This is a genomic window from Shewanella sp. S1-58-MNA-CIBAN-0166, assembly GCF_040310085.1.
In the GTDB taxonomy this organism is placed as follows: Bacteria; Pseudomonadota; Gammaproteobacteria; order Enterobacterales; family Shewanellaceae; genus Shewanella.
In genome coordinates this window covers 109,384-134,939 of the sequence record NZ_JBEOPN010000004.1, presented here as the reverse complement: position 1 = coordinate 134,939, position 25,556 = coordinate 109,384, and the positions used below count along the sequence as shown (strand labels likewise).

Sequence of the window (25,556 nt, the reverse complement as noted above, 5' to 3'; positions counted from 1 at the left end):
AATTGACCTATTGGCCAAATTGTCAGAAATTTAACGGCCATTATTTATTATTGGCCGTTAGTGTCAAGTAATCTTGGTTATTTTTCAACAGAATAGAAAAGCATATTCAGCGTAAAGATATTAAAATTAGTTTAATATCAATTCTTTAACAACTCTAGCACCAAAATACGCGAGAGATAGTAAGCCTGCACCCGATAAGCTATAAATCACTGCGGTACGGATTCTACAGCCAACAGTATATTGTTGCCACAACATCGCAGCGTAAACCACCCAAGCTATTATTGATAATATTGCCTTATGGCCTTTACCGTCGCCAAACATATCTTCTAAAAATACAAATCCAGTTACGAGCGATAAACTCAGTAAAATAAATCCAATAATGATGAGGTGATAAAGTTGCTTTTCAACCGTCATTAATGGCGGCATTGCTGGGCTCATCATCATTTGCTTTTTCTTCAGTTTATTCTGGATAAACCATAATTGAATGGCGTACATAGCCGCTATCATCAATGCGCTATAGGCCATGAGTGATAACACTACATGTGCCAGAAGTTCAGGGTGTATTTCAAAATGAGTAATAAACTGCGGCGGCACTAACCATAGAAGTGCTACTGACAATATTGAGCAGGCATACACAACGGGCACTACAATGATGACTTTAAGTCGAGGCATTGTAATCGTGAACGTTAATGCAATAATCCAGTTAACCAATGAAATTACGTTGGTTAAACTAAAGTTTTGTCCATCGACAGTAAAAACCGCATTCGAAAGTGCAAACCCGTGCATGATGACGGCAATACCAGAAGCCAGCATAACGGCCTTACGATTAGGCCCTTCAACATGAAAAAGTCTGCTTGTTACTAAAACCAAAGCTAAACAATAAAACAGCATGGCTGCCGCTGAAAAAATAACCATTGAGACTCAACCTATCATAGTAATTAATGCTGAAAAACTGCGCTGTGAGTGTTGAACAATACTATCAAAGCATCACATTTTCATTATTTTATTAGATTAACATGATCAGGGCCTAATATGGCAGTGACCTAAGACCCAAAATTTAACAGTTTCCTACCTTTAGCTACAATAATTTACTCAAAATGAGTCAGTGTTTACGTTCTTCGCGTTGCAAGTATCGTAATTTAGAGTGGCTTGGGTATAATGGGCTCAACTATCGATATGCTTAAAAGAGCCGCTCAATGTTTGAAAATTTATCTGACAGACTTTCACGCACACTAAAAAACATTAGTGGCCGTGGTCGCTTAACAGAAGACAACATTAAAGAAACCCTGCGTGAAGTGCGTATGGCGCTGCTTGAGGCGGATGTAGCTTTACCTGTTGTTAGAGACTTCGTTAACAGCGTAAAAGAACGCGCTGTGGGTCAAGAGGTGTCAAAAAGCTTAAGCCCAGGGCAAGCCTTTATCAAAATTGTCCAAAACGAACTTGAAAAAGCCATGGGTGAGGCGAATGAAGCCCTCGACTTAGCGGCAATACCTCCGGCTGTGATCATGATGGCGGGTCTTCAAGGCGCGGGTAAAACAACCTCGGTAGCCAAATTAGGTAAATTTTTACGTACACGTCATAAAAAATCAGTCCTTGTCGTCAGTGCGGATGTATACCGTCCTGCGGCAATTAAACAACTTGAAACATTGGCTGCAGAAGTTGAGGTTGAATTCTTTCCGTCTGACGTGAGCCAAAAGCCAGTTGATATTGCTAAAGCCGCAATAAGCTATGCAAAATTAAAATTCATTGATGTGGTGATTGTCGATACAGCAGGTCGCCTGCACGTTGATGAAGCTATGATGGATGAAATCAAACAGCTGCATGCTACTGTAAATCCGATTGAGACCTTATTCGTTGTTGACGCGATGACGGGGCAAGATGCGGCCAACACAGCTAAAGCATTCAATGAAGCGTTACCTTTGACGGGTGTTATTTTAACCAAAGTTGATGGTGATGCTCGCGGTGGTGCAGCGTTATCGATTCGCAGTATCACAGGTAAGCCAATTAAATTTTTAGGTGTTGGTGAGAAAACCGATGCATTAGAGCCTTTCCATCCAGACCGTATTGCTTCGCGTATTCTCGGTATGGGTGATGTGTTGTCATTAATTGAAGAAGTTGAACGTGGCGTCGATAAAGACAAAGCGATGAAGCTGGCTTCAAAAGTTAAATCCGGCGGCAGTTTCGACCTAGAAGATTTTCGTGAGCAATTGCAGCAAATGAAAAACATGGGCGGAATGATGAACATGCTTGAGAAGCTTCCAGGTGTAGGACAATTACCACCAGAAGCATTGGCCCAGGTTCAAGACGGTAAAATGACCGGACAAATGGAAGCCATTATTAATTCAATGACTTCTAAAGAACGTAAGAATCCAGATTTGATTAAAGGATCTCGTAAACGTAGAATCGCTGGCGGTTCAGGTACCCAAATTCAAGATGTAAACCGCTTATTGAAGCAATTTACCCAAATGCAGAAAATGATGAAAAAGATGTCTGGCAAGGGTGGAATGAAGAAGATGATGCGCGGAATGGGCGGAATGTTACCACCAGGAATGAAGTTTCCTGGTCGATAATAACAGCATCTTTCAAGAGCAAAACTAGTAATTTTTAAATTCAATCAGTTGGTTAGGTTATATTTTTGACTTTATTGCAACAAAATGGGTGAGCTAAAAATCATCAGATTTGGTTGCAATAGTTCAAAAGTCAGGTAAAATCTTCCGGCTTTCTTTCTGGGACTCTTCGCGAACACGGAGTTCCAGTTTTTATTTTTGCTTCTAGCAAATCATTAGAGGAATAAAACGCATGGTTACCATTCGTTTAGCTCGTGGCGGCGCAAAAAAGCGTCCATTTTACAATATCGTTGTTGCTGATAGCCGCAATGCTCGTGACGGTCGTTTCATCGAACGTGTAGGTTTCTTCAATCCATTGGCCCGTGGCCAAGAAGAAACTTTACGTTTAGATCTTGATCGTGTTGAGCACTGGGTTGCTACTGGCGCTGCAACATCTGAGCGTGTTGCAAAACTGATTAAAGACGCGCGTAAAGCTGTTGCTTAATTGCGTATAAGGTATAGATAGATGAGTAGTAACCAAGAGCTAGTTGTACTGGGTAAGTTAGGTTCCAGTCATGGTATTAAAGGTTGGCTAAAAATCACTTCCTATACCGATTCTGTTGAAGGTATTTTCGATTATTCGCCTTGGCTGATAAAAGAACAAGGCGTTTGGCGTGAAGTTAAGGTCGCTCAGTGGCGTTTTCAAGGTAAAGCTGTCGTGGCTGAACTAGAAGGTGTCGCTACCAGAGAACATGCGCAAATGCTCACAAATTGTGAAATTGCGATCATGCCTGAGCAAATGAAAGATTTGGATGATAGTGAATTCTATCATCGTGATCTTATCGGCTGCGAAGTGACCAATATAAACGGCTATAACATGGGTATTGTTGACCAGATCGTGGAAACAGGATCAAATGACGTACTACTGATTAAAGCTAATGCCAAAGATGCCTTCGGCAAAGCGGAACGTATGATCCCCTTTGTCCCTGAGCAGTTCATCAAACAGGTGGACTTGCAAGGGAAACAGATTTTAGTGGATTGGGATCCTGACTTCTAAGTCGAGGTACAACATATGTGGTTAGGGGTAATCACCCTGTTTCCAGAGATGTTTCGTGCTGTTACAGACTTTGGGGTTACGGGTCGAGCCGTGAAAAACGGCCTGCTAGAGTTGCAAACGTGGAATCCTCGAGATTTCACCCATGATAGACATAATACTGTGGACGACCGACCTTATGGTGGTGGGCCCGGTATGTTAATGATGGTGCAACCTCTGCGTGATGCTATCCATGCAGCTAAAGCAGCTGCAGGTGATAGGGCAAAAGTGATTTATCTATCTCCTCAGGGACGCAAGCTGGATCAGCATGGCGTTACTGAGTTAGCTAAATCAGAGTGTTTGATTTTAGTGTGTGGTCGATACGAAGGTGTTGATGAACGCATTATTCAAACAGAAGTTGATGAAGAATGGTCTATCGGTGATTACGTACTTTCGGGTGGTGAGTTACCGGCAATGACGTTAATCGATTCAGTGGCTCGTTTAGTACCTGGTGTACTGGGCAAGCAAGCGTCAGCAGAGCAAGATTCTTTCTCTGATGGTTTACTGGATTGTCCTCATTATACGCGCCCTGAACAATTGGATGGTCTTGACGTACCCGCAGTGCTGCTAAGCGGTGACCACGAAAAAATTAGACTCTGGCGTTTACAACAAAGTATCGGAAGAACTTTTTTGAGACGACCAGAATTATTTGAAAATCTAGCTCTGACTGACGAACAAACGACTTTATTAGCGCAGTTCGTGAATGAAACGGACAAGTCCGCATAGTCAACGCTCAGTTATTACTAGGATGGAGTAATTATGAACAACATCATTAAAATGCTCAACGATGAGCAAATGAAAACAGATGTGCCTGATTTTGGTGCTGGTGATACAGTAGTAGTTCAAGTACGTGTTAAGGAAGGCGAAAAAGAGCGTCTTCAAGCTTTTGAAGGTTTGGTAATTGCTAAGCGTAACCGTGGTCTGCATTCTGCATTCACAGTACGTAAAATCTCTAATGGCGAAGGTGTTGAGCGTGCTTTCCAGACGCATAGCCCGCTAATTGCTAGCATCGAAGTTAAGCGTCGCGGTCGTGTACGTCGTGCTAAACTGTACTATTTACGTGAGCGTTCAGGTAAGTCTGCACGTATCCGTGAAAAATTGGCAACTAAGTAATAGTTACCAATACAGAATAAAGATGCAGTGTTCGCACAACAACCCGCCGAAAGGCGGGTTTTTGTTTGTGGGGCTTTTAAAAATAATAAAGGGATAACAGCGAATAGAGCGGTAACAGCGAACAGAGCGATAACAACGAATAGAGCGATAACAACGAATAGAGCGATAACAACGAATAGAGCGATAACAACGAATAGAGCGATAACGACGAGTAGAGCGATAACGACGAGTAGAGCGGTAACAGCGAGTAGATCGGTAATAGCGAACAGAGCGGTAATAGCGAATAGAGCGGTAATAGCGAATAGAGCGGTAATAGCGAATAGAGTGGTAATAGCGAATAGAGTGGTAACGACGAGTAGATCGGTAATAGCGAACAGATCGCGTACAAGATGTATGACTGGGGTTGTTTTTTGTACGATATATCATCGGTTATATGATTTTTTACACTTTGTGTAAATAAGCCTTGCTCTAGGACCTTTGCGCAGGCATAGTTGCTTTTAAGGTGTAATGGTGTAGCGTTACAAAAATACAGATTGTATTATCCAATACCTAAAAAATAAATCTATTAGTGACCTTTGGTCTGTCGTCAAAAGAGAGTGATAAGTATGCAACAAGATACCATTAATAATGTGCACATCAGTTCAGAACAAGTGCTAGTGACTCCTGCAGAGTTAAAGCAAGAACTTCCATTATCAACTCATGCTTATCAATATATTCTAAATGCTCGTAAGCAAGTATCAGATATTGTCCATAAACGTGATAATCGGGTGCTTGTGGTGACGGGGCCATGTTCTATTCATGATATTGCCGCGGCAAAAGAGTATGCATTAAAGCTGAAAAAGTTACATGATGAACTCAGTGATGATTTCTACATTTTAATGCGCGTGTATTTTGAAAAGCCTCGCACAACTGTCGGTTGGAAAGGGTTGATTAATGACCCTGATATGGATGAGTCATTTGATGTCGAGAAAGGACTCAGAATGGCTCGAGAACTCATGATTTGGCTTGCTGAACTTGAATTACCTATCGCCACAGAAGCGCTGGATCCGATCAGTCCACAATATTTGTCCGAGCTAGTTACTTGGTCTGCAATTGGCGCAAGAACCACAGAATCGCAAACTCATCGAGAAATGGCTTCAGGTTTGTCGATGCCTGTTGGTTTTAAAAATGGCACAGATGGTAAGTTGGAAGTGGCTATTAATGCATTAAAATCAGCTGCCAGCAGCCACCGCTTTATGGGCATTAACCAAGAAGGTCAAGTTTCTTTGTTGCAAACGGCCGGTAATCCAGATGGACACATTATTTTACGTGGCGGTTTAGCACCTAACTATGATGCAGACAGTGTTGCTCAGAGTGAAGCCCAAATTCATAAGGCGAAACTCAGTGCTCGTTTAGTCGTCGACTGCAGTCATGGTAATTCATCAAAAGATCATCAACGTCAAAAAAACGTTTGCGAAGATGTATTTAACCAAATTGAAGCAGGTAATAAATCTATCATCGGTGTTATGCTTGAAAGTAACCTCAATGAAGGTAATCAGAGTTCAGATAAACCGTTAGCAGAGCTAAAATATGGTGTTTCTGTCACTGACGCATGCATTGATTGGGAAACTACTGAAACCATTTTAAGACAAGGCGCTAACCAGTTGTCTGCAGTATTACCAACGCGTTTTGAGACGCTGCAGGTTGTTAACGGTTAATGGATAAACAGATGAATGAAAAAACCACAGCAGGCTTAGAGCATCTTCGTGATTTAATTGATGGCGTGGATCAACAATTACTGCATTTATTACGTAAACGTCTCGATTTAGTGGCGCAAGTTGGTGCCGTAAAACATGCGGCTGGTGTACCTATTTATGCCCCACAACGTGAAGCATCGATGTTAGCTAAACGTCGAGACGAAGCACAAAAAATGAATGTCTCACCACAGCTAATCGAAGATATTTTACGTCGACTTATGCGCGAATCTTACCTAAATGAAAAAGATGTTGGGTTTAAGCAGATTAAGCAAGATCTGGGTCATGTGGTCGTTGTGGGTGGTCAGGGCAAACTGGGACAGTTATTTAGTCAAATGTTGGTTCTTTCTGGCTATGAAGTTAAAAGTATAGATAAAAATGATTGGCAAGATGCCGCTGCCATTTTTGATGGTGCAGGATTAGTGATTGTTACCGTACCCATAAATGTGACCTGCGAAGTGATCCGTGACAAGTTAACCCAGCTACCTGAAAATTGTATTTTAGCTGATCTCACCTCGATTAAAGAAGCACCTTTAGCGGCAATGTTAGCTGCGCATAAAGGTCCTGTAGTGGGTCTGCATCCTATGTTTGGCCCAGATGTTGGTAGTCTCGCTAAACAGGTGGTGGTGGTGTGTCATGGCCGTCATCAAGAAGCGTATCAATGGTTACTACAACAGATTGAAATTTGGGGGGCGCGAATAGTTGAAGCTGAAGCAGAGCGTCATGATAAAGCGATGCAACTTGTACAGGCTATGCGTCACTTTTCAACATTCGTATATGGCGTCAACTTGTGCAAAGAAGAAGCTGATATTGGTAACTTATTACAGTTTAGCTCACCGATTTATCGTTTAGAGTTAGCCATGGTTGGTCGTTTATTTGCTCAAGATCCCGAGCTTTATGCCGATATTATTTTTGCCCAACCTGGCAGCCAACACGCGATTAGTGATTATCTAGATAATTATCGTGATGCATTAACAATGTTGCAAACCGGTAATAGGCAAGCCTTTGTGGAGCAGTTCCAGCGTGTCGCTAAATGGTTTGGTGACTTTGCGCCGCAGTTCCAACATGAAAGTCGCGCCATGTTGCAATCTGTTAATGATATGAAAGCTGGATAACGCTAAATGAAGCATTATTAATTGAACTAATTATTGCGAAATAGTGACACAAAGCTTATGTTTAGTTAATACGGTAGCCAAATAACGCTGTGTTAGCTCAGTAAACTTAGTTACCTTTGGAGGATACCCCATGTCGATGATGCCATCGAATATGCTACCTGTTCAACAGGTTGAAGATAATTCCTTAGGGCATTTTCTTTACGGCTTAATGAGTGCTTTTCCATTATTTTTTGTGCCTGTATTATTGAGTTTTTGGCTTAATTTGATCCAAAAGAACGTCAACCCAGACTCTGTGTTGGGTAGTCATCTACGTTGGCAACGTATGAGTATTATTGGCCTATGTCCATTTTTTATTGCAGGATATTGGCTTAGTCCTTTATGGCTGAGTTTACCCATGTACTTACTGGGTGTTAGTTGGTTCAGTTATCGTATTTTTAAAGGCTGGATAAGTTTAAATGATGGCCTAGCAGTATGATTATTGAATAGCCTTGAATAACTAATTACCTTTTACAATTACGAGTAATAAAATGCCGAGAATATTCTCGGCATTTTTATGTGTGTCATTCCCGGTTATTTAATCGTTACTTTGCTTGGTATAAACCATGAATAATATCAGCTTGCGATACACCATCTTGATGTAACAATATAATTCCGTCAGCATTAAGTTGCTTAACGGCATTTGCATGAGTAGTTAACAGTGCAGCATTAATACAGAAGCTCGTGTTAACGATTACAGGTAAATGACTGCGGGATTTCACTTCAACCAATCCGGCTAAATCGAGGCTTAACTGCTCTGGGTGCGTGAAACTACGTACACCTGATTCGCATAGCCCGAGTTGTTGATTACCGTGACTAAGGACTGCATCGGCAGCTTGTAGCCAATCATCGATACTAGCCATGGTGTTTCTTTCTAATATTACCGGCAAATTGACGGAACCAATTAAGGTTAACATGTCCGGGTTGTACATTTGTTTACCACTTAATATCAGCATATCTGCTAATTGGCTAGCAACGATAAACTCTTGTTCTTGATCTATTTGCATTACACATAATAAACCAGCTTGTTCGATGACCTGTGCATGCTGTTTTAATTGTTGTTCATTGAGTTGTTGTTTTAAATCATTGAGCACAATGGCTTGAAAGCCTGATTCTTTGATGTGCTTTGCTTGCGTAGCCAGTTCGGTATTATCTATCGGTAAGTTAATTTGCTGTAATGCGCTAAATTGTCCGGCGCCTATTTGTAAGTGCTGACAGAACAATTGAGTATCTTGTGATTTATAGTCGCGTGAATGCTTAGCTTGGCTATTTGGTATAGATTTGATTGGCTCTTGTTTAGAGCTACCGGGTTCAATTAATAATTGAGCTTGCGATAGTTGTGTAGGTTTAACGGTTTCACATGGATAACAGCCTAATACTTTGATAAAACGAGTAAGGCGCTCTAACTCTTTAATCGCTTGTTGTACTTCGGTAGTAGCCAAGTTGCCATCAATATCGAGGTAAAACATCTCCTCCCATGGTGTTCCAGGTATTGGACGAGATTCTAACTTACTCATATTCAAATTATGAGCTTTAAGTACCAATAATGCTTCTACTAATGCTCCTGGCTTCTGTCCTGTCGCCATGATCAAGGTGGTTTTTGCTGGCAGCTGAGAAGGCACCGCAGAGGCTTTTCGAGCGACAACAATAAATCGACTCTGATTGATTTTTTGGTTCGCTAAGCCTTGCTCCATTGCAATTAACTGATACAGGGCTCCGCCTTCTGCACTGCCTATGGCTGCGACAGTATTGCTGTCCGCCTCGACAACTTTTGTCATGGCTTCAGCACTACTAGAACAATATTCAAGTTTGATATGAGGATGTTGACTTAAATAGCGACTGCATTGACTGATCGGCTGCGGGTGAGCGTAAATAGTCTTGATATCAGATAGTTTACTGTTGGGTTTAGTGAGTAAACAATGACTCACTTCAATAGTTGTTTCGCCAACAATTGACAGCGTTGTATGTTGCAGTACGTCATACACTTCATTGATAGATCCTGAAGAGGTATTTTCAATCGGTAAAAAACCATAATCGGCATGACCAGATTCAACGGCATTAACAATTTCATCAAAACTTTTGCAGCCGAAATCAAGCATTTCGACTTGACGGCGTGAACAGTAACGGCTTGCAGCTAAGTAAGAGTAAGAACCCCTAGCACCTAAATAAGCCACAGTATATTGCTGCTTTTGAGTGTCTGGGTTAGCTCTACCATGAAGATACGTTTGTTGAAATAAAACCGAGTCTTCAATAATGCTTTGATAAAGTGATATCACAAAATGTGCATCAAGTCCTTGGTCGCGCCCTTGCTGTACCAGTCTTTCAAGTAGTTCTTTTTCTCGTTGTGTATCTCGTATAGGTCTAACATCAACTTCTTTGCTGCGTGCAACATTTAGGCTCAATTGGCGGCGCTGAGATAATAACGCTAATAAGGATTTATCCAAGGCAGTTATCTGTTCACGAGTTTGACTTAACTCAGGTGGTTTTTGCATATTGACCTCAATGTGACGCTACATACTGGCGCATGACTAGATACGGCAGAGTTTATAAGACAAAAAAGCCTCCCAGTTGGGAGGCTTTAGAATTTTCATTTTCGTTTTTACACAGAAAATCCGCCTCCAGAGGTGGGCTGAATAAAAAAGAAAATAAAAAGGCTGAATATTTTTTTGTTCATGGAGTAAAACTAAAGCTCTGACAGGCGACTGTCAACGTAAATTTACTCATCAAGGCTTGAGTATTGGATTATAGACAAAAGAAAGCGCACCCGAAGGTGCGCTGGTGAGAGATAAATAATATCAAGCGGCGTTTTCCTCCTTATAAACATACTCAAATTCGCTTTCTGTGTCATTTGGTAATGATACATGGCGTTGAGCCTGGGGTTTGTGGGTCAGGCGATTTAGCTGTTTTTCCAGCTTTTGTCCCATTGCAGTAATTGCTGCGTATAGGTTTTCACTTTTTGCCTGGGCGAATAAATCTCCACTAGGTAATCCAACTGATGCCTCTATTTTAAACAACTGCTTTTCTTGAGTAATAATGACGTGCGGGTTAATTAATTGAATATCATGTCGACTTAATTTTTCTAATCGTCCTTCAATACGTTCACGGATAAGGGCAGTGACTTCAAGTTGTTTGCTAGTGATTTTCAGCATATTTAGAACCTTCTTGTTGTTTGCTTAACTCCAGATTACCAAGGTTAACCATAAAATTCGTGATCTACATCACACTTTTACCGGCTTTATATATCGAGTGCTGCATATTTGATCTCTTAGACGTTTTGAACAAAAAAGCCATTAAATATGCTTGTAATGCTGTCAGTATAGGCTCATATTTGTATGGATAAGTTAATACTTAATTAGCTTTGTTGAGGTTTTTTCATACAATTTCAAGCACGATTTTGTATGGGGTTGTCTTATTCATAAACGCTCTACAAGCATGCTCCTTTATCCTATGTTACTGGTTACTTAGCTGACATTGATTTATTACTTCTCGTTAGGTTCATCCTCTTTATAAAGCAAAGCTTCTTTGGTTGTCTTTTTTAGCTACGTAAGCATGTTTATTTGTATTAGTTTGTAAACCTTCTTGTTTTATTTATTACTGATGAGTTTATAATTTGTCAGTAAAGAATAGTAATAAGCAGGTTATTAATGAGTATAGAACAACAAAAAATAAAGGTATGGGATTTTCCAACACGTTTTTTCCATTGGGCTATGGTGTGTTTAATTGGCGGATTATGGTGGACAGCCGAAATAGGTGAAATGCAGTGGCATCAGATATTGGCGTATCTATTGATGACTCTGATTACATTTAGATTAATTTGGGGCTTTATCGGAAGTGACACCGCTAAGTTTACACATTTTTTTGTTGCACCTAAAAAAGTTATCGCTTACGCGAAAGCCCAGCCTAAACCTTCGTCACTTGGGCATAATCCACTAGGTGGTTATATGGTGATTGTGTTGCTGGGATCGCTTGTGTTGCAGTTAAGTACCGGTTTATTTGCAACAGATGATATTTTTACTGAAGGTCCGCTGATATATCTCGTTTCGTCAGATACTGCGGGGTGGCTAACCTGGCTGCATAAAACTAATTTCAATCTTATTTTGGTTTTGGCTGCGGTACATATTATTGCCGTGTTAGTGCATGTTTTTAAGGGTGACAATGTACTTAAAGCCATGTTCAGCGGTTATAAACAAGTTACCGAGCAGGTCACTTCACCTACATTGCGTTCGCCTTGGATGGCGTTAGTTATCGTGTCAGTTATTTTTGCTGCTATTTGGTGGTTGTTACTCGAACCTGTGGTCAGTTTTTTATAATTCCAGGTTAATTAAAGCCAATAAAAAAGCCCATAAAGATGGGCTTTTATCATTTTCACTATTGAGTAGAGCTACTTATACTCACCAGAGCTAACGAATCAAATTAGTCTTTTTTGTAAACGTCGTGACAACCTTTACAGCTTTTACCAGTGTTAGCAAAAGCTTGTTTAATGCTATTTTTATCGCTTGATTTAGCTGCAACAGCTAATGCCGCGGCATTATCTTGAAATGCAGTCATTTTGCTATCAAAATCGGCTTTATCTTGCCAAATTTTAGCTAGTGCTTCGGTATCGCCTTTATCTGAACCAGCAATAAAACCTTCATGTGGTATTTTTGATAGCGCTGCAACATTATCTGCACGAGCACTAAATACAGCAGCATCAAAAGGTTTTTTACCTTTTAGCATAGCGCCCATATCACCAAAGTTATAAGCAATTAAGCCGAAAGCAGCTTGGCGGTATTCAATGGCATCTGCAGGTTCTTCAAAATTATTCGCAAACACAGCAGGGATCATCATTGCGGTTGCCGCAACCGTTAGTAATATCTTTTTCATCGTCATCCTTCACTTTTTTGTGGGTGGTACCGGTTCCATAAGCACGGATATCCACATAATTATGCTAAATTTTAACTAAAGTGCTAACCATTAAGTGTTCAGCCTACTGCTTAGTCGAGTTTTTAGCGCTTAGTTATGAGGGTATTACATCTCATTCTACACAATTTTATAAGCATTTTGCGATATCTTTCATCAATAGCATCCCGCAGTTATTTTTCATTTTTCATTACAAGTTTATCGGTAGCAATTTTGCTAATCGACGTCGTTCCTTGGTACACTTGTAATGTCTGGGCATTACTAAAAAGAGAAAAAACAATGCGTGCCAATTGGAATTTAGTGGTAGAAAAAATATTAACCCATGCAAATGAAGATGATTTGTCGGTGTTGTTTCATTTATTATTAACCGAAGAAGAGCGAAGTGCAGTTTCTGGGCGTTTACAGGTGTTCCAAACGTTATTAGCAGGGGAGTTGAGTCAGAGACAAATTGCTGCAGAACATCAAGTGAGTATTGCAACGATTACACGGTGTTCAAATTATTTAAAAAATATGCCAGTAAATCAAAGAGACTTAGTTAAAAAATTGATTCTAGATTAACAATTGATTCTAGATTAACAATTGATTCTAGATTAACAATTGATTTTAGGCTAAGCAATTGGTCATCGATTCGCATCGACACAATATTTCAGTCCTCAATGCTGATAATTCAGTGCTGATAAATCACCAATATAACTGACTCGATAGGTGTCTTTTATTACCTATCGAGCCTAAAGCATTGCTCATAAAATCAAATAGACACCCATCGATTTTAATTACATTAGGTTCACCATTAACACCTACTAATCAATTCATTATGCTGTTTTGTTCAGTTAACCTTTTTGATCCTCATTGCAATAATAAATCTGACTATTGGCTAACTCCCCGCGGTAATCTGTGATGACGATAACTTAAACGTCTTAAAAATAGGTATCCACCATACGTGGTTAGGCACAGAGCAAAAAGTGTGCTCGAATCTCTAGGGTAAAAACGATAAAGGCTCACGGCACTTAATACGTAAATAAAGGGTAATAAACCATAAATCGTTTCGGGGATTAATCCTGATTTGCGTTTACGTTTGGGATCGGTTCTACGGTTCTTGGAACGTAAGTTGTAAATATGTGCACCATATAAATACACTACAATTGAAGCAATAAGTGCATAACTAGGTTCAAGAAGAAAAATACTGACACTGCCTACAAGCATGTAAGTGAACGGCAGTAATTCATACAGCGGTTTAATTAACATAAGCACTCCGTCGCTAGGTATTAATTATTATATTGGTTGTCAATTAGTGAGGATTGTACCGCCTAGTTATCCTTAACGGTCGATACAATAAATCTGACTAATTGATGTGACTAACGAACTAACTATAACCTAAACAAAAAGGCACTGCCTAGTAACTAGACAGTGCCTTACGATGTTTCAACCTTTTTACTGACAAATAGACATTAAAAATAGAATGAGTCACTTATCTATTTAATCAATAATGAATTAACGACAGCCACAGCCGCCATTCCCATCACAGCCAGGTTTCTCTGTGCCACATGATTCATGGTCGTGTCCGTGATCGTGTCCATGGCTACCACAGCCGCCTTCTGCATGGATATGTCCATGAGATAGCTCTTCTGCTGTTGCTTCTCTTACAGCAATAACTTCGACACTAAAATGCAGTGACTGACCCGCTAGAGGGTGATTACCATCAACAACGATGACATCATCTTTCACTTCAATTACTTGAACAGGGCGTTGACCCATTTCAGTTTCAGCGATAAAACGCATACCTGGAACGATATCTTCGACATCACCAAATGCACTGACAGGAACTTCTTGCTTTAAACCTGGGTGATATTCGCCATAGGCTTGTTCCGCAGGGATCTTTGCCTCGATATTTTCACCAACAGTTTTACCTTCCAAAACTGATTCAAGTCCAGGAATTAAATTTTCAGTGCCATGTAAGTAAACCATTGGTTCACTTTCAAATGAACTTTCTACTAATAGACCTTGCTCATCAGATAAGCGGTAATGAATAGTGACCGCCGCATGTTTTGTAATTTTCATATCGCCTCCAATTGTGATGTGAGTATCATACCGTATTTTGATATAAGGCTGCGATGACTAACATCAGTTTTTGGTTATTGAATCACAGCTTTTTTTGTTTTGTCTTATGCTGCATGTTTTACATCGACTGATGGTGAAAATAAATCATTTAATTGGTGTAGGAAATAGCTAAGGCGGATAAATCATCTTGGTTACACATTTATTGGCAATCTTTTTATGAATACATATTAAGTTACTACTTCTATCATCATGAAATTGTTGTATTTACTTAATTTTATTTATTACTCTTACGTCTACGTTAACGTTGGATAAGGCAATCAATAATGGTTATCACTACTCATTATTGATTTTTAACAACTTAATTATTAAAAAAATCAACTCAACTTAAAAAATAACTAGTAAATAAACTGTAATGAGGGGTTGACAACCTTAGGTTAAAAAAGCAATTCTGTTAGCCAACGTGGATCAGCTATTTAATCTAATTAAATATTATCGGCAGTTAACATTTAACTTAACGAAGAGAATCATCAAATGTTTACCCTCATGCTCGTTGTAATTACAACCATTACAACCACCACTATTACCATAGTGGGGGCGGGCTGATTACACCCTAAAAGATTTTGCATAAAAAGCCCGCTTCTAACAACTGAAGCGGGCTTTTTTGTTTTTATTCTAATCATTTGATTTTAATTTAATGTTGTCACTTTATGAGTGACAAGGAGAGCGACATGAAAGTAATGAAATTTGGTGGAACATCGCTAGCGAATTGGCCTCGTTTTTCGATGGCGGCAGATATTATTGCTGATACGGCTTTGACAGAATCTGTTGCTACAGTGCTTTCAGCTCCTGCCACAGTGACCAATGCGCTTTTAGAAATGGTAGATATAGCAGTTGAACAACATGATTATCAACCGGTATTAGATCATATTCATTTGGTCTATAGCGGGCTGTTTTCTGACGCGGCGGCATCACTTATTACGGCTCTTCAACATGAACTGCTGATTGGGAAATTAACGGCACAAATGCAAGTTTGGAAAGATAAACTTTACGGTATTAAACTGCTAGGCGAATGCCCTGATAGTGTTCGTGCTGAAATAGTGGTGACGGGTGAGCGTTTATCTGCGGCATTAATGGAACAAGTTATGTTAGCGAAAGACATCACTTCAGCACAATTAGATCCAGTGGCGTTATTTTTAGCTCATGGTCAGCCGTTGGAGTCTGTAGTCGATATTGCGGTGAGCAAGCCTCGCTTTACCTTATTGCCGCTTGATCAATACCGAGTCTGGGTGATGCCTGGATTTACTGCCGCAGATGCTCAGGGCAAGATCGTCACATTAGGCCGCAATGGTTCTGATTATTCAGCTGCGGTACTGGCAGCATGTTTAGATGCCTCAAGTTGTGAAATTTGGACTGACGTTGATGGGGTTTATAACACAGATCCTCGAGTGGTTGCTGATGCTAAATTGTTATCGCAGCTAAGCTATCAAGAAGCGATGGAGCTCTCGTACTTTGGCGCCAAAGTGTTGCACCCTAAAACGATTGCGCCAATTGCTCAATATCAAATTCCTTGTTACATCAAAAACAGTTTTAATCCGTCAGCTCCCGGTACATTGGTGTCTAATGATGATGATAAAACAGGGCTACAAGTTAAAGCTATTTCAAATTTAGACAATCAAACCATGTTTAACGTCTCTGGCCCAGGAATGAAAGGCATGGTCGGCATGGCAAGCAGGACTTTAGCGGTTATCTCTCGCAGTGGCATCTCGGTATCGCTTATTACCCAAAGCTCATCTGAATACAGTATCAGTTTTTGTGTCTCTACTTCTCAAGCAAATAAAGCCAAATGGGCACTAGAACAAGAATTTGAGCTTGAATTAAAAAGTGAATTACTTGAGCCGATTGAATTGCGTCAAGATTTGGCGATAGTGTCTTTGATTGGTGATGGTATGAAAACCCATAAGGGCGTAGCGGCTAAATTTTTTACAGCACTAGCTAAAGCCAGTGTCAACATCGTTGCTATTGCGCAGGGGTCATCTGAGCGTTCTATTTCTACTGTTATTCAACAGAAAAAAACCAAACATGCTATTGGAGCATGCCATCAAGCATTTTTCGATGTTCAGCAGTATCTTGATGTTTTTTTAGTCGGTAGCGGTAATGTGGGGGCTGGATTACTCGATCAAATCAAGCAGCAAAGTGCGATGTTAAAAGAACAACACATTAGTATTCGTGTATGTGGGATCGCTAATTCGAGCCAAATGTTGTTGAATAGTGAAGGTATTGAACTTGGCGAGTGGCAGTCATTACTGGCCGAGAAGGGCCAAACGTATGATTTAGCTAAGCTACTTGAGTGGGGACAAGAGCAGCAATTACTTAATCCTGTACTAGTTGATTGTACATCAAGCGAGTTAGTGTCAGACCGTTACCTTGATGTGATGAATGCCGGTTTCCATGTTGTCACGCCAAACAAAAAATCGAACACTCGTGATTATGCTTACTATCAAGCATTGCGTAAAACGGCTTTAACTCAGCGTCGACAGTTTTTGTATGAAACGACGGTAGGAGCTGGTTTACCGGTTATCGATAACTTGAAAAAACTCATGTACGCCGGTGATAAGCTACATAAGTTTAATGGTATTTTGTCTGGGTCATTATCCTACATTTTTGGTATGTTAGATGACGGTATGAGCTTATCGCAAGCGACTGCGATTGCGCGTGACAAGTGTTTTACTGAACCCGATCCTCGTGATGATTTAAGTGGTATGGATGTCGCTCGTAAAGTACTCATTCTTGCTCGTGAAGTTGGCCTGCCATTAGAGCTTGAAGACATTAATATTGAATCTGTATTGCCTGCTGATTTTGATGACTCAGGCGATGTTAATCAATTTATGGCCAATCTTGCTTCATTAGATGACCTTATCTCTGCTCGAGTCGCGGCGGCTAAAACCGAAGGTAAAGTGCTGCGTTATGTTGGCCAAATTGAAGATGGGCAATGCCATGTCAGAATTGTTGAAGTCGATGCAACGGATCCATTATACAGTGTTAAAGGTGGCGAGAATGCGCTGGCATTTTATAGCCGTTATTATCAACCAATTCCCTTTGTATTAAGAGGCTATGGTGCTGGTACCGATGTTACTGCTGCCGGGGCTTTTGCTGACGTATTAAGAACCTTAAACTGGACTCGTGAGGTTGGGTTATGAATCAAACGTTAAAAGTAAGCCAAGACACGCTTACTGTGTATGCTCCAGCGTCTATGGGTAATGTTGGTGTTGGCTTTGATTTGCTAGGCGCTGCATTAGCGCCGATTGACGGCTCATTATTGGGCGATAGAGTGATGATTAGCGCTGCTGCCAGCGGGGTTGAATATAGCCAAACAGGTGAATGGGCACATAAATTACCGAGCGATGGTAAGGATAATATTGTTTACCAATGTGCTGAGTTTTTTTTAGATAAATTACAACGACAAGATGGTGTCACTGTTTGTCTAGAGAAAAACCTTCCAGTCGGCAGTGGGTTAGGCTCTAGTGCCAGCTCTGTAGTCGCTGCGTTATATGCCTTAAATGAACATTTTGGACAGCCTTTTAACCAGCAAGCCTTATTAGCATTGATGGGCGAGTTTGAAGGGAAGATATCTGGCAGCGTGCATTATGACAATGTAGCGCCATGCTATTTAGGCGGCATGCAGCTAATGCTTAATGCCAGCAACAAAGCATGCGCTGCTATTCCAAGTTTTGATAACTGGTATTGGGTTATCGCTTACCCGGGAATTTCATTATCTACTGCCAAAATGCGCGAATTGCTGCCGCAGCAATATGATAAGTCTGTAGCCATCGATTTTGGTCGTTATTTAAGTGCATTTGTTCACGCGAGTTATCAGCAAGACGCTGCTTTGGCAATTGAAATGCTGAAAGATGTTTTGGCCGAACCTTATCGTGCATCCGCAATACCTGGTTATACCGAAGCACGAGCAGCATTAGCTGAATTAGGCATGCTTACTAGTGGTATTTCTGGCAGCGGCCCAACATTGTTTAGTGTAACCGACGATTTAGCCACCGCAGAAAAAGCCAAAAACTGGCTGATGCAACATTATATTTCGGAGCAAGGTGGTTTTGCTCACGTTTGTAAATTAGATAAACTTGGCACGCGCTGCGTGTAACGCTCTCTTTCACATTATTGATATTGAAATTTAAAAGGCAGTCGCAATGGAATTATATAATTTAAAACACCCATCGCAGGTAGTTAACTTCAGTCAAGCGGTTCAGCTGGGTTTAGGTAAAGATAGAGGATTGTTTTTCCCAAAGTCCATTCCTGTACTATCCAATATAGATGCATTACTGGCATTACCCTTTGCTGAGCGAAGCAAAAAAGTCTTGGGTGCTTGGTTAGCGGATGAACTAGGGCAGGAAAGTGTTGATAAGCTCGTTGATAAGGCATTTACCTTCGATGTACCACTCGTTAAGGTTGATGATAAACGCGCTTGTTTAGAGCTTTTTCATGGCCCGACATTAGCGTTTAAAGATTTTGGCGCACGGTTTATGGCCCAATGTGTTGATTTACTTGCTGGCAATAAAAAACTGACCATTTTAACCGCAACATCGGGTGATACTGGCGCTGCAGTAGCGGATGCATTCTACGGTTTAGATAACGTTAATGTAATGGTGTTATACCCAAAAGGTAAAATTAGCGAACTACAAGAGAAGATGTTTACCACCTTAGGTAAAAATATTCATACTGTGGCAGTAACGTCTGACTTTGATGCGTGTCAGCATCTGGTAAAACAAGCTTTTGATGACAGTGATGTTCGCGATGGCTTAGCGTTAAATTCTGCTAATTCGATTAATATCAGCCGTTTATTAGCTCAGATATGTTATTACTTTGAAGCGGTAGCGCAAGCAAAGCAAGCTGGACATAATGAGCTTGTGATGTCTGTACCCAGCGGTAATTTTGGTAACTTAACGGCCGGGTTATTTGCTAAAGCCATGGGGTTACCTATTAAACGTTTTATTGCAGCAACCAATAGCAATGACACTGTACCGCGTTATCTCACTGGTGGAGAATGGCAGCCGCATAAAACGGTAGCGACTATGTCAAATGCTATGGATGTGTCAGAGCCAAGTAATTGGCCTCGTGTTGAAGCGATTTGTGAGCAAATGGGCTGGCCGTTATCATTGGTAGCTGGCGTGGCTCTTTCTGAAGATGATACCGCTGGCGCTTTAGCAGAACTTTATCAGTTGGGTTATCAATCAGAGCCTCATGCGGCGATTGCGGCTCATGCATTAACGCTTGGCCTAACAGGTAACGAAACTGGGGTCTTTCTAGGTACAGCGCATCCTGCGAAGTTTAAAGATGTGGTTGACCGTGAGTTGGCCATTAATTTGCCGTTACCTCCTGAATTAGCTGCAGTGGCACACAAAACGATTCTGTCAGCAGAATTAGATGCTGATTTTGGTCAGCTTAAGGCTCATATGTTTGCTGTGTTAAAGTAACCCCTTAGCTTCAAATATCTAACACCTAATATCAATGAGATTGGCATTAGGTGTTTTTTTATATTTCAATATTATGATCTTGGTCATACCTCATAATGCTTATCCCAGTGTAGATTAGTAAAAGATGCATTATTGGCTATTATTTATACATTGGTGTTTTTAGATAGATGACGGGAGAAGGTTATGTTGCAACGTTTAATGCGCGATCATAAGCATATTGCCATTTTATTGAATATCCTTTCGAATAAATTGACTCGATTGGCTGAAGGTAACGGAGTTAATTTTAATCTGGTTAGGGATATCGTTGAGTATATGCAAGGCTATGCTGAGCATAGTCATCATCCGTTGGAAGATATTATTTTTGATTATTACAGTAATAAGACGGGTTTAGCGAATTGTGGCCAACTTTATAATGAACATCATCGTTTAGCTGAGGCATCGGGTGCTTTAGTTTATAGCTTGAATATGATTCTTTCGGATGTGGTTATCTCGCGCGACAAGTTGATTAACGATCTGCAAGAATATATTGACCTACAACAATTGCATATGCAGTATGAAGAACGGGAAGTATTTCCTAATTTTGTTAAGGCATTAGACAATAACGATTGGCAAAAAATCAACGTGTTATGTCAAAATCGCTTAATTGAAGATCCGTTATTTAATGATAATGATAAAACGATTTTTGAAGATTTACGGACCTATATTGAACATTCAGATAACAAATGATGTGATTATTCTGGGCTAGAGGGTTGTGATGTACATTCATAGCCAACCTATAAATTTTGGCAAACAAAAAGAGCGCTCTATGCGCTCTTTTAATCGATTTTATCGTTAAGTGTTAAATGTGGTGGGATCCAATTAAAGCACTAATGTATTAACATCAAAATCGAATGAATCATCAATATCTTGCAATTCCTTGAGTAAACGCTGTTTATCCTTAATGGTTTCAATTTCACGCCATTTGCGTTTTTTTGATGAGCTTTTTGAGCGGGTTGGTCTTTCAACAACTTCGTCTAGCGCACCACCATAGTCTAATCGATCCATGGTAACCTCCCTTGTTATTATGATGTCTCTGCACAAATAAGTACCATATTTCAGCTATAGGGTGCAATAGTTGTGTTGCATTTACGTTACTAATAAATCACAGTTTAGTGAATTTGATATCAAAAACGCATAAAAAAACCTCAGCAAGCTGAGGTTTTTATTTAAGGCTAGTATTTGTTCTATAGCTTACCTTTACGATACAGGTTCACTAATGCATTGCTCGATGCATCTAAATCGGTAGCATCTTGGTCGGCACCAATTCGTTCAAGCACATCATTGCCTAATTGCTTACCTAGCTCTACACCCCATTGATCAAATGAGTTTATCTGCCATATAGCACCCTGAACAAAGGTTCTGTGCTCATATAGCGCGATTAACGCACCTAACGTTGTTGGCGTTAGCTTATCCATCAATAAGGTATTACTTGGCTTGTTACCAACCATTACCTTATGTTTGGCTATAAGCGGTTTTTGTTGCTCATCAAGCTGGCTATTGCTTAGTTCAGCCAGTGCTTCATCGTAGGTACGACCTTGCATTAAGGCTTGGGTTTGCCCAAAGCAGTTTGATGCAAGTTGGTCATGATGTTCACCCAACGGATTGTGGCTTTGCAACGGCATAATAAAGTCGGCAGGAATAAGAGCTGTGCCTTGATGTAGCAACTGATGATAGGCATGTTGACCGTTGGTACCTTCACCGCCCCAAATGACGGGACCGGTGCTGTAATCGACGTCAGTGCCATCGAGTGTCACTGATTTACCATTACTTTCCATGTCGAGTTGTTGAAAATAAGCCGGAAGACCACGTAAGTAATGATCGTAGGTTAAAATGACATGTGATTGAGCACCATGAAAATTACCATACAATACAGACAACATAGCCATGATGACGGGCATATTTTGTTCGATAGGCGTGTTAGTAAAATGCTCATCCATTTGATGCGCGCCATCTAACAAGTCTTTAAAGTTATCCATACCAATAAGTAGCGCGATTGGTAAACCAATGGCTGACCATAATGAGTAGCGTCCGCCAACCCAATCCCACATTGGGAATATGTTGTTAGCGTCCATACCAAACTCAGTTGCCTTAGCCACATTTGATGTTACAGCAACAAAGTGTTTCGCCACATCTTGTTGACTTGCACCTTGGCCTAAAAACCAATCTTTAGCACTAAGGGTATTGGTAAGAGTCTCTTGAGTACTGAATGATTTTGACGACATCACAAACAATGTGGTCTCAGCATTGAGATTTTTTAATTTTTCACAGATTGAAGTTGCATCAACGTTGGCGACAAAATGGCAATTAAGCCCTGCTTGCCAATATGGTCTAAGCGCTTGTGAAACAATTTTAGGTCCAAGAAAAGAACCTCCAATGCCGATACTGACGATATCTGTAATCGCTTTACCGGTATAACCTTTCCACTCGCCTGATTGCACAGAGCCAACAAACTTAGCCATTTTGGCTAATGTTTGTTGCACTTCGGGAACGATATTCGCTCCTTCAGCAATAATCGTTTGAGTCGCTTTACTGCGTAATGCAGTGTGCAATACTGAGCGCTGTTCGGTGTTGTTAATTACATCACCATTGAACATTGCAGTAATTTTTTCACTCAGTTTTGCTTCTTTAGCGAGAGAGAATAGCAGCTTAAGTGTTTCATCGTTCACACGGTTTTTAGAGTAATCTAAAAACAGACCACAAGCCGCAACGCTCATTTGCTCAAAACGTTGTGGGTTTTGGGCAAATAATTCGCGCATGTGAGGTAGTTGACTTGAATGGGTTTGTAGCGCCTTCCAAGTCGTGCTTTGAGTCAGTGTAGTCACGAGTAAAGCCTCCAACTAGCTTAAGTTTGTTTTTAGCATAACTTCTAGTTTGCCTTGATCGATGGCAAAATTACGAATGCCTTCTGCCAACTTATCTACTGCCATTGGGTCTTCGTTAAATGCCCAGCGGAATTGTTCTTCAGTTAACGCAGCTGGAGCAGACTGTGTTGCTGGCGTTGCAACCAATTTCTGGATAATTTCTACATCAGTATTGGCTAATTCTTCTAACAATGCAGGTCCAATCGTTAGACGGTCGCAACCGGCTAATTCGATAATCTCACCGATATTTCTGAAACTTGCACCCATAACAACTGTGTTATAACCGTTCTGCTTGTAGTAGTTGTAAATCTCAGTAACAGAGACCACACCAGGATCGGTTTCTGCAGTGTAATCTTGGCCTGTGTCTTTTTTATACCAATCTAGGATGCGACCAACAAAAGGCGAAATAAGGTATACGCCAGCTTCTGCACAGGCTCTTGCTTGAGCAAAGCTAAATAGCAATGTTAGGTTACAGTTGATGCCTTCTTGTTCAAGTACTTTTGCTGCGCAAATACCTTCCCAAGTAGAAGCTAATTTGATCAAAATACGTGATTTATCAATTCCGGCATCTTTATATAATTTGATTAGCTTGTGCGCTTTGTCGATTGAGCGTTGCTTGTCAAATGATAAGCGAGCATCGACTTCTGTTGAGATACGACCTGGCACTAGCTTTAAAATTTCTACGCCAATATTGACTGCAAGCTTGTCACCTGCATCTTCAATCTGTTGTTCAATACTGTAGCTTTGAGTTTTAGCCCATTCAATTGCATTCTCGATAAGAAAAGCATATTCAGGGATCTGCGAGGCTTTTAAAATGAGTGATGGGTTGGTTGTTGCATCTTCAGGCTGGTAACGTTTAATAGCTTCTATGTCGCCGGTATCAGCAACGATGGTCGTGAATGATTTTAGTTGCGCGAGTGCATTGGCCATGGAAATTTCCTCTCGTTAAGCAATGAATATAGATCAATGCCTTTATTAGAAGCGATTTTAGGGATTATTCCAACTTTATTTGTAAAAAAATTACGAAATTATCCGTTATTTTCGCTTATTTAAAGCCATTATTGTTGCTAAATAGACAGAATTGGTCAGTTTATACGGTACATACTTCCAATTCTAATACCGCAACGTCAGTGTTAGTCACTGGTGTATTGGTTTTTACGTTGTTCTTAAAATAAAAAAGTCGCTGCAAGCAGCGACTTCTAAAGTATAGCGTATCTATATTACAATTAACGTAATACTACGCGCTTTTCAGTACCCGTCACGATAGCTTCGATACGACGGTTAACACGGTTAGCTTCAGCTGAGCTACCTTGCATAACTGGTTTAGTGACACCGTAACCAATAGAACTGATACGGCTGATGCTAATGCCATACTTTTTGTTTAGTGCACTTGCAACAGAAACCGCACGACGCTCAGAAAGCTTCATGTTGTATTCTGCTTTACCTACGTTAGACGCATGGCCTTGAACAGATACAGTGTGTTGTGGGTATTTAGTTAAGTGGTCAGCAAGTTTTTCTAAATCAGCAAACGAACCAGCACGGATTTCAGCTGAATCATTAGCAAATAAAATACCACCTAAATCATACTTAGTTGTAACGTTTTCATAAACACTACAACCAGTCGCATCAACTTTGTGAGTTGATGGTGTGTCTGGACATTTGTCGATGTTGTTTGTTACGCCATCTTTATCATCATCACCAAGTGGAACAACAACTGGTGCAACAACAACTGGTGCAGCAACTGGAGCTGGAGTACTAGTACCAAAACGGTAGCTTAGCTCAAGACCCCAATAGTTACTTTCCATCGAAAGTGTATTCCACTTTTCTTCGTCAAGATTTTCATAACGACGGTATTTAGCTTGTAACTTTAAATTGTCAGTAAAGTTATAACCAATACCAGCACCTAAATATGGTGCAATACCGCTATCACTGTAATATTCAGTGTTGTATTCTTTTTTGTTCGAGATTAGGTAGTTAAGCGCACCAGCTTCAGCTGATAAGCTCCACTTGTCTGCTAGTGGGTAAAAACCAACAAAACCTAATGACATTCCACGAGCACCAACATCATTGCGCTTGTTAGAATAATCAGTCCATTCTGCACGGCCAAGGTCACGATAACCTAGCTCAATACCGACGTATTCGTTAAATAAATAACCACCAAATACATCCCAAGCATATGGGTCATCTTCACCACATACTTTCATGGTTTTTTGGTCGCAGCTAGGTTCATAGTTGTTGACGCCTAAACCACCACCAACATACCAAGGTGTTAATTCTTGTGCAGCTGATGCAGCGAAAGGCAACATAGAGGTGAGTAATACTACTTTTAATGTGTTCTTCATCATATTTACATCCATTGTTATTTTACTCCACCAAATATGCATGTAACGGAGTTGTTATTGTCATGCATTACTGACGCTTAATGTGGTGTTTCTTTGTGTTTTAGTCAGCGGCGCAATTATGGTTGGTAATTAGATGTTTTTCCATAGTAAAAAGGATTAATTTTTGGTAATGCTAGATTAGATAACACTCAGGCTGAATTTTTTTTTAATTAAAATAACTAATTAAAACATAAGCTAA

General features: G+C 40.4%; 25 protein-coding genes and 2 other annotated features. Of the genes, 14 read left to right on the top strand and 11 right to left on the bottom strand.

Annotated elements, in window-relative coordinates:
- Positions 1 to 126 precede the first annotated feature (126 nt).
- Complete coding sequence (locus AAEY99_RS04425; RefSeq protein WP_101086358.1) at positions 127 to 915, bottom strand: cytochrome C assembly family protein; 789 nt, start codon at positions 913 to 915, stop codon at positions 127 to 129.
- A 281-nt stretch (positions 916 to 1,196) separates the two neighbouring features.
- Between AAEY99_RS04425 and ffh the strand changes: the two genes are divergently transcribed.
- From ffh to rplS, 5 genes are all read left to right on the top strand, one after another.
- Positions 1,197 to 2,570: a signal recognition particle protein gene (ffh, locus tag AAEY99_RS04420; RefSeq protein WP_101086359.1), complete on the top strand. Its 1,374-nt coding sequence runs from the start codon at positions 1,197 to 1,199 to the stop codon at positions 2,568 to 2,570.
- Positions 2,571 to 2,799: 229 nt separating this feature from the next.
- Entirely contained in the window at positions 2,800 to 3,051 is a 252-nt protein-coding gene (gene rpsP / locus AAEY99_RS04415) for a 30S ribosomal protein S16 (RefSeq protein WP_011638368.1), read from the top strand.
- Between the two features lie 21 nt (positions 3,052 to 3,072).
- On the top strand, positions 3,073 to 3,603 hold the full coding sequence (gene rimM, locus AAEY99_RS04410) for a ribosome maturation factor RimM (RefSeq protein ID WP_011638367.1): 531 nt from the start codon (positions 3,073 to 3,075) through the stop codon (positions 3,601 to 3,603).
- 15 nt (positions 3,604 to 3,618) lie between these two features.
- Positions 3,619 to 4,365, top strand: a complete 747-nt coding sequence (gene trmD, locus AAEY99_RS04405; protein WP_059744051.1) for a tRNA (guanosine(37)-N1)-methyltransferase TrmD — start codon at positions 3,619 to 3,621, stop codon at positions 4,363 to 4,365.
- A gap of 33 nt (positions 4,366 to 4,398) precedes the next feature.
- Positions 4,399 to 4,752 (top strand): 50S ribosomal protein L19, encoded by a 354-nt coding sequence (rplS, locus tag AAEY99_RS04400; protein WP_011638365.1) that lies wholly within the window; start codon positions 4,399 to 4,401, stop codon positions 4,750 to 4,752.
- 3 nt (positions 4,753 to 4,755) lie between these two features.
- Here the strand turns inward: rplS and AAEY99_RS04395 are convergent, their stop codons facing one another.
- Entirely contained in the window at positions 4,756 to 5,178 is a 423-nt protein-coding gene (locus tag AAEY99_RS04395; RefSeq protein ID WP_351009346.1) for a hypothetical protein, read from the bottom strand.
- A 179-nt stretch (positions 5,179 to 5,357) separates the two neighbouring features.
- Here AAEY99_RS04395 and AAEY99_RS04390 point away from each other — a divergent pair, with 179 nt between their 5' ends.
- From AAEY99_RS04390 to AAEY99_RS04380, 3 genes are all read left to right on the top strand, one after another.
- Positions 5,358 to 6,449, top strand: coding sequence for a 3-deoxy-7-phosphoheptulonate synthase (locus tag AAEY99_RS04390; protein WP_011638364.1), 1,092 nt, complete (start codon positions 5,358 to 5,360; stop codon positions 6,447 to 6,449).
- Between the two features lie 11 nt (positions 6,450 to 6,460).
- The gene (tyrA, locus tag AAEY99_RS04385; RefSeq protein WP_162023684.1) at positions 6,461 to 7,600 is read left to right on the top strand and encodes a bifunctional chorismate mutase/prephenate dehydrogenase; all 1,140 of its coding nucleotides are present in this window, start codon (positions 6,461 to 6,463) and stop codon (positions 7,598 to 7,600) included.
- Positions 7,601 to 7,730: 130 nt separating this feature from the next.
- On the top strand, positions 7,731 to 8,075 hold the full coding sequence (locus AAEY99_RS04380; protein ID WP_011638362.1) for a hypothetical protein: 345 nt from the start codon (positions 7,731 to 7,733) through the stop codon (positions 8,073 to 8,075).
- Between the two features lie 106 nt (positions 8,076 to 8,181).
- On the opposite strand, the gene pheA is transcribed toward AAEY99_RS04380, so the two are convergent.
- Positions 8,182 to 10,128 carry a prephenate dehydratase gene (pheA, locus tag AAEY99_RS04375; protein WP_351009343.1) on the bottom strand — a complete coding sequence of 649 codons (1,947 nt, stop codon included), beginning with the start codon at positions 10,126 to 10,128 and terminating at the stop codon, positions 8,182 to 8,184.
- Between the two features lie 58 nt (positions 10,129 to 10,186).
- Positions 10,187 to 10,308 (bottom strand) — a sequence feature (Phe leader region).
- A 123-nt stretch (positions 10,309 to 10,431) separates the two neighbouring features.
- Complete coding sequence (gene hpf / locus AAEY99_RS04370) at positions 10,432 to 10,785, bottom strand: ribosome hibernation-promoting factor, HPF/YfiA family (RefSeq protein ID WP_101086362.1); 354 nt, start codon at positions 10,783 to 10,785, stop codon at positions 10,432 to 10,434.
- A gap of 495 nt (positions 10,786 to 11,280) precedes the next feature.
- Between hpf and AAEY99_RS04365 the strand changes: the two genes are divergently transcribed.
- Positions 11,281 to 11,946 (top strand): cytochrome b/b6 domain-containing protein, encoded by a 666-nt coding sequence (locus AAEY99_RS04365; protein WP_182744772.1) that lies wholly within the window; start codon positions 11,281 to 11,283, stop codon positions 11,944 to 11,946.
- 103 nt (positions 11,947 to 12,049) lie between these two features.
- Here AAEY99_RS04365 and AAEY99_RS04360 read toward each other — a convergent pair whose 3' ends face one another.
- A complete protein-coding gene (locus AAEY99_RS04360; RefSeq protein ID WP_101086364.1) occupies positions 12,050 to 12,499 on the bottom strand; it encodes a c-type cytochrome in 450 nt (149 codons plus the stop codon).
- Between the two features lie 315 nt (positions 12,500 to 12,814).
- On the opposite strand from AAEY99_RS04360, the gene trpR reads away from it, so the two are divergent.
- The gene (gene trpR / locus AAEY99_RS04355) at positions 12,815 to 13,093 is read left to right on the top strand and encodes a trp operon repressor (protein ID WP_101086365.1); all 279 of its coding nucleotides are present in this window, start codon (positions 12,815 to 12,817) and stop codon (positions 13,091 to 13,093) included.
- A gap of 309 nt (positions 13,094 to 13,402) precedes the next feature.
- Here trpR and AAEY99_RS04350 read toward each other — a convergent pair whose 3' ends face one another.
- On the bottom strand, positions 13,403 to 13,780 hold the full coding sequence (locus AAEY99_RS04350; protein ID WP_351009340.1) for a hypothetical protein: 378 nt from the start codon (positions 13,778 to 13,780) through the stop codon (positions 13,403 to 13,405).
- Between the two features lie 246 nt (positions 13,781 to 14,026).
- Positions 14,027 to 14,593 (bottom strand): peptidylprolyl isomerase, encoded by a 567-nt coding sequence (gene slyD, locus AAEY99_RS04345; RefSeq protein ID WP_011638355.1) that lies wholly within the window; start codon positions 14,591 to 14,593, stop codon positions 14,027 to 14,029.
- 543 nt (positions 14,594 to 15,136) lie between these two features.
- Positions 15,137 to 15,259 (top strand) — a sequence feature (Thr leader region).
- Between the two features lie 62 nt (positions 15,260 to 15,321).
- Between slyD and thrA the strand changes: the two genes are divergently transcribed.
- From thrA to AAEY99_RS04325, 4 genes are all read left to right on the top strand, one after another.
- The gene (thrA, locus tag AAEY99_RS04340) at positions 15,322 to 17,790 is read left to right on the top strand and encodes a bifunctional aspartate kinase/homoserine dehydrogenase I (protein WP_192114408.1); all 2,469 of its coding nucleotides are present in this window, start codon (positions 15,322 to 15,324) and stop codon (positions 17,788 to 17,790) included.
- On the top strand, positions 17,787 to 18,746 hold the full coding sequence (gene thrB, locus AAEY99_RS04335) for a homoserine kinase (protein WP_351009336.1): 960 nt from the start codon (positions 17,787 to 17,789) through the stop codon (positions 18,744 to 18,746). The genes thrA and thrB overlap by 4 nt, the downstream gene beginning before the upstream one ends.
- A gap of 46 nt (positions 18,747 to 18,792) precedes the next feature.
- The gene (thrC, locus tag AAEY99_RS04330) at positions 18,793 to 20,076 is read left to right on the top strand and encodes a threonine synthase (RefSeq protein ID WP_351009334.1); all 1,284 of its coding nucleotides are present in this window, start codon (positions 18,793 to 18,795) and stop codon (positions 20,074 to 20,076) included.
- Positions 20,077 to 20,259: 183 nt separating this feature from the next.
- Positions 20,260 to 20,802: a hemerythrin domain-containing protein gene (locus tag AAEY99_RS04325; RefSeq protein WP_101086370.1), complete on the top strand. Its 543-nt coding sequence runs from the start codon at positions 20,260 to 20,262 to the stop codon at positions 20,800 to 20,802.
- 132 nt (positions 20,803 to 20,934) lie between these two features.
- Here AAEY99_RS04325 and AAEY99_RS04320 read toward each other — a convergent pair whose 3' ends face one another.
- From AAEY99_RS04320 to AAEY99_RS04305, 4 genes are all read right to left on the bottom strand, one after another.
- On the bottom strand, positions 20,935 to 21,120 hold the full coding sequence (locus tag AAEY99_RS04320; protein ID WP_101086371.1) for a DUF3545 family protein: 186 nt from the start codon (positions 21,118 to 21,120) through the stop codon (positions 20,935 to 20,937).
- Positions 21,121 to 21,299: 179 nt separating this feature from the next.
- Entirely contained in the window at positions 21,300 to 22,937 is a 1,638-nt protein-coding gene (gene pgi, locus AAEY99_RS04315; RefSeq protein ID WP_351009331.1) for a glucose-6-phosphate isomerase, read from the bottom strand.
- A gap of 15 nt (positions 22,938 to 22,952) precedes the next feature.
- Positions 22,953 to 23,906 (bottom strand): transaldolase, encoded by a 954-nt coding sequence (gene tal / locus AAEY99_RS04310; RefSeq protein ID WP_351009328.1) that lies wholly within the window; start codon positions 23,904 to 23,906, stop codon positions 22,953 to 22,955.
- Positions 23,907 to 24,202: 296 nt separating this feature from the next.
- Complete coding sequence (locus AAEY99_RS04305; RefSeq protein WP_351009325.1) at positions 24,203 to 25,321, bottom strand: OmpA family protein; 1,119 nt, start codon at positions 25,319 to 25,321, stop codon at positions 24,203 to 24,205.
- Positions 25,322 to 25,556: the final 235 nt, after the last annotated feature.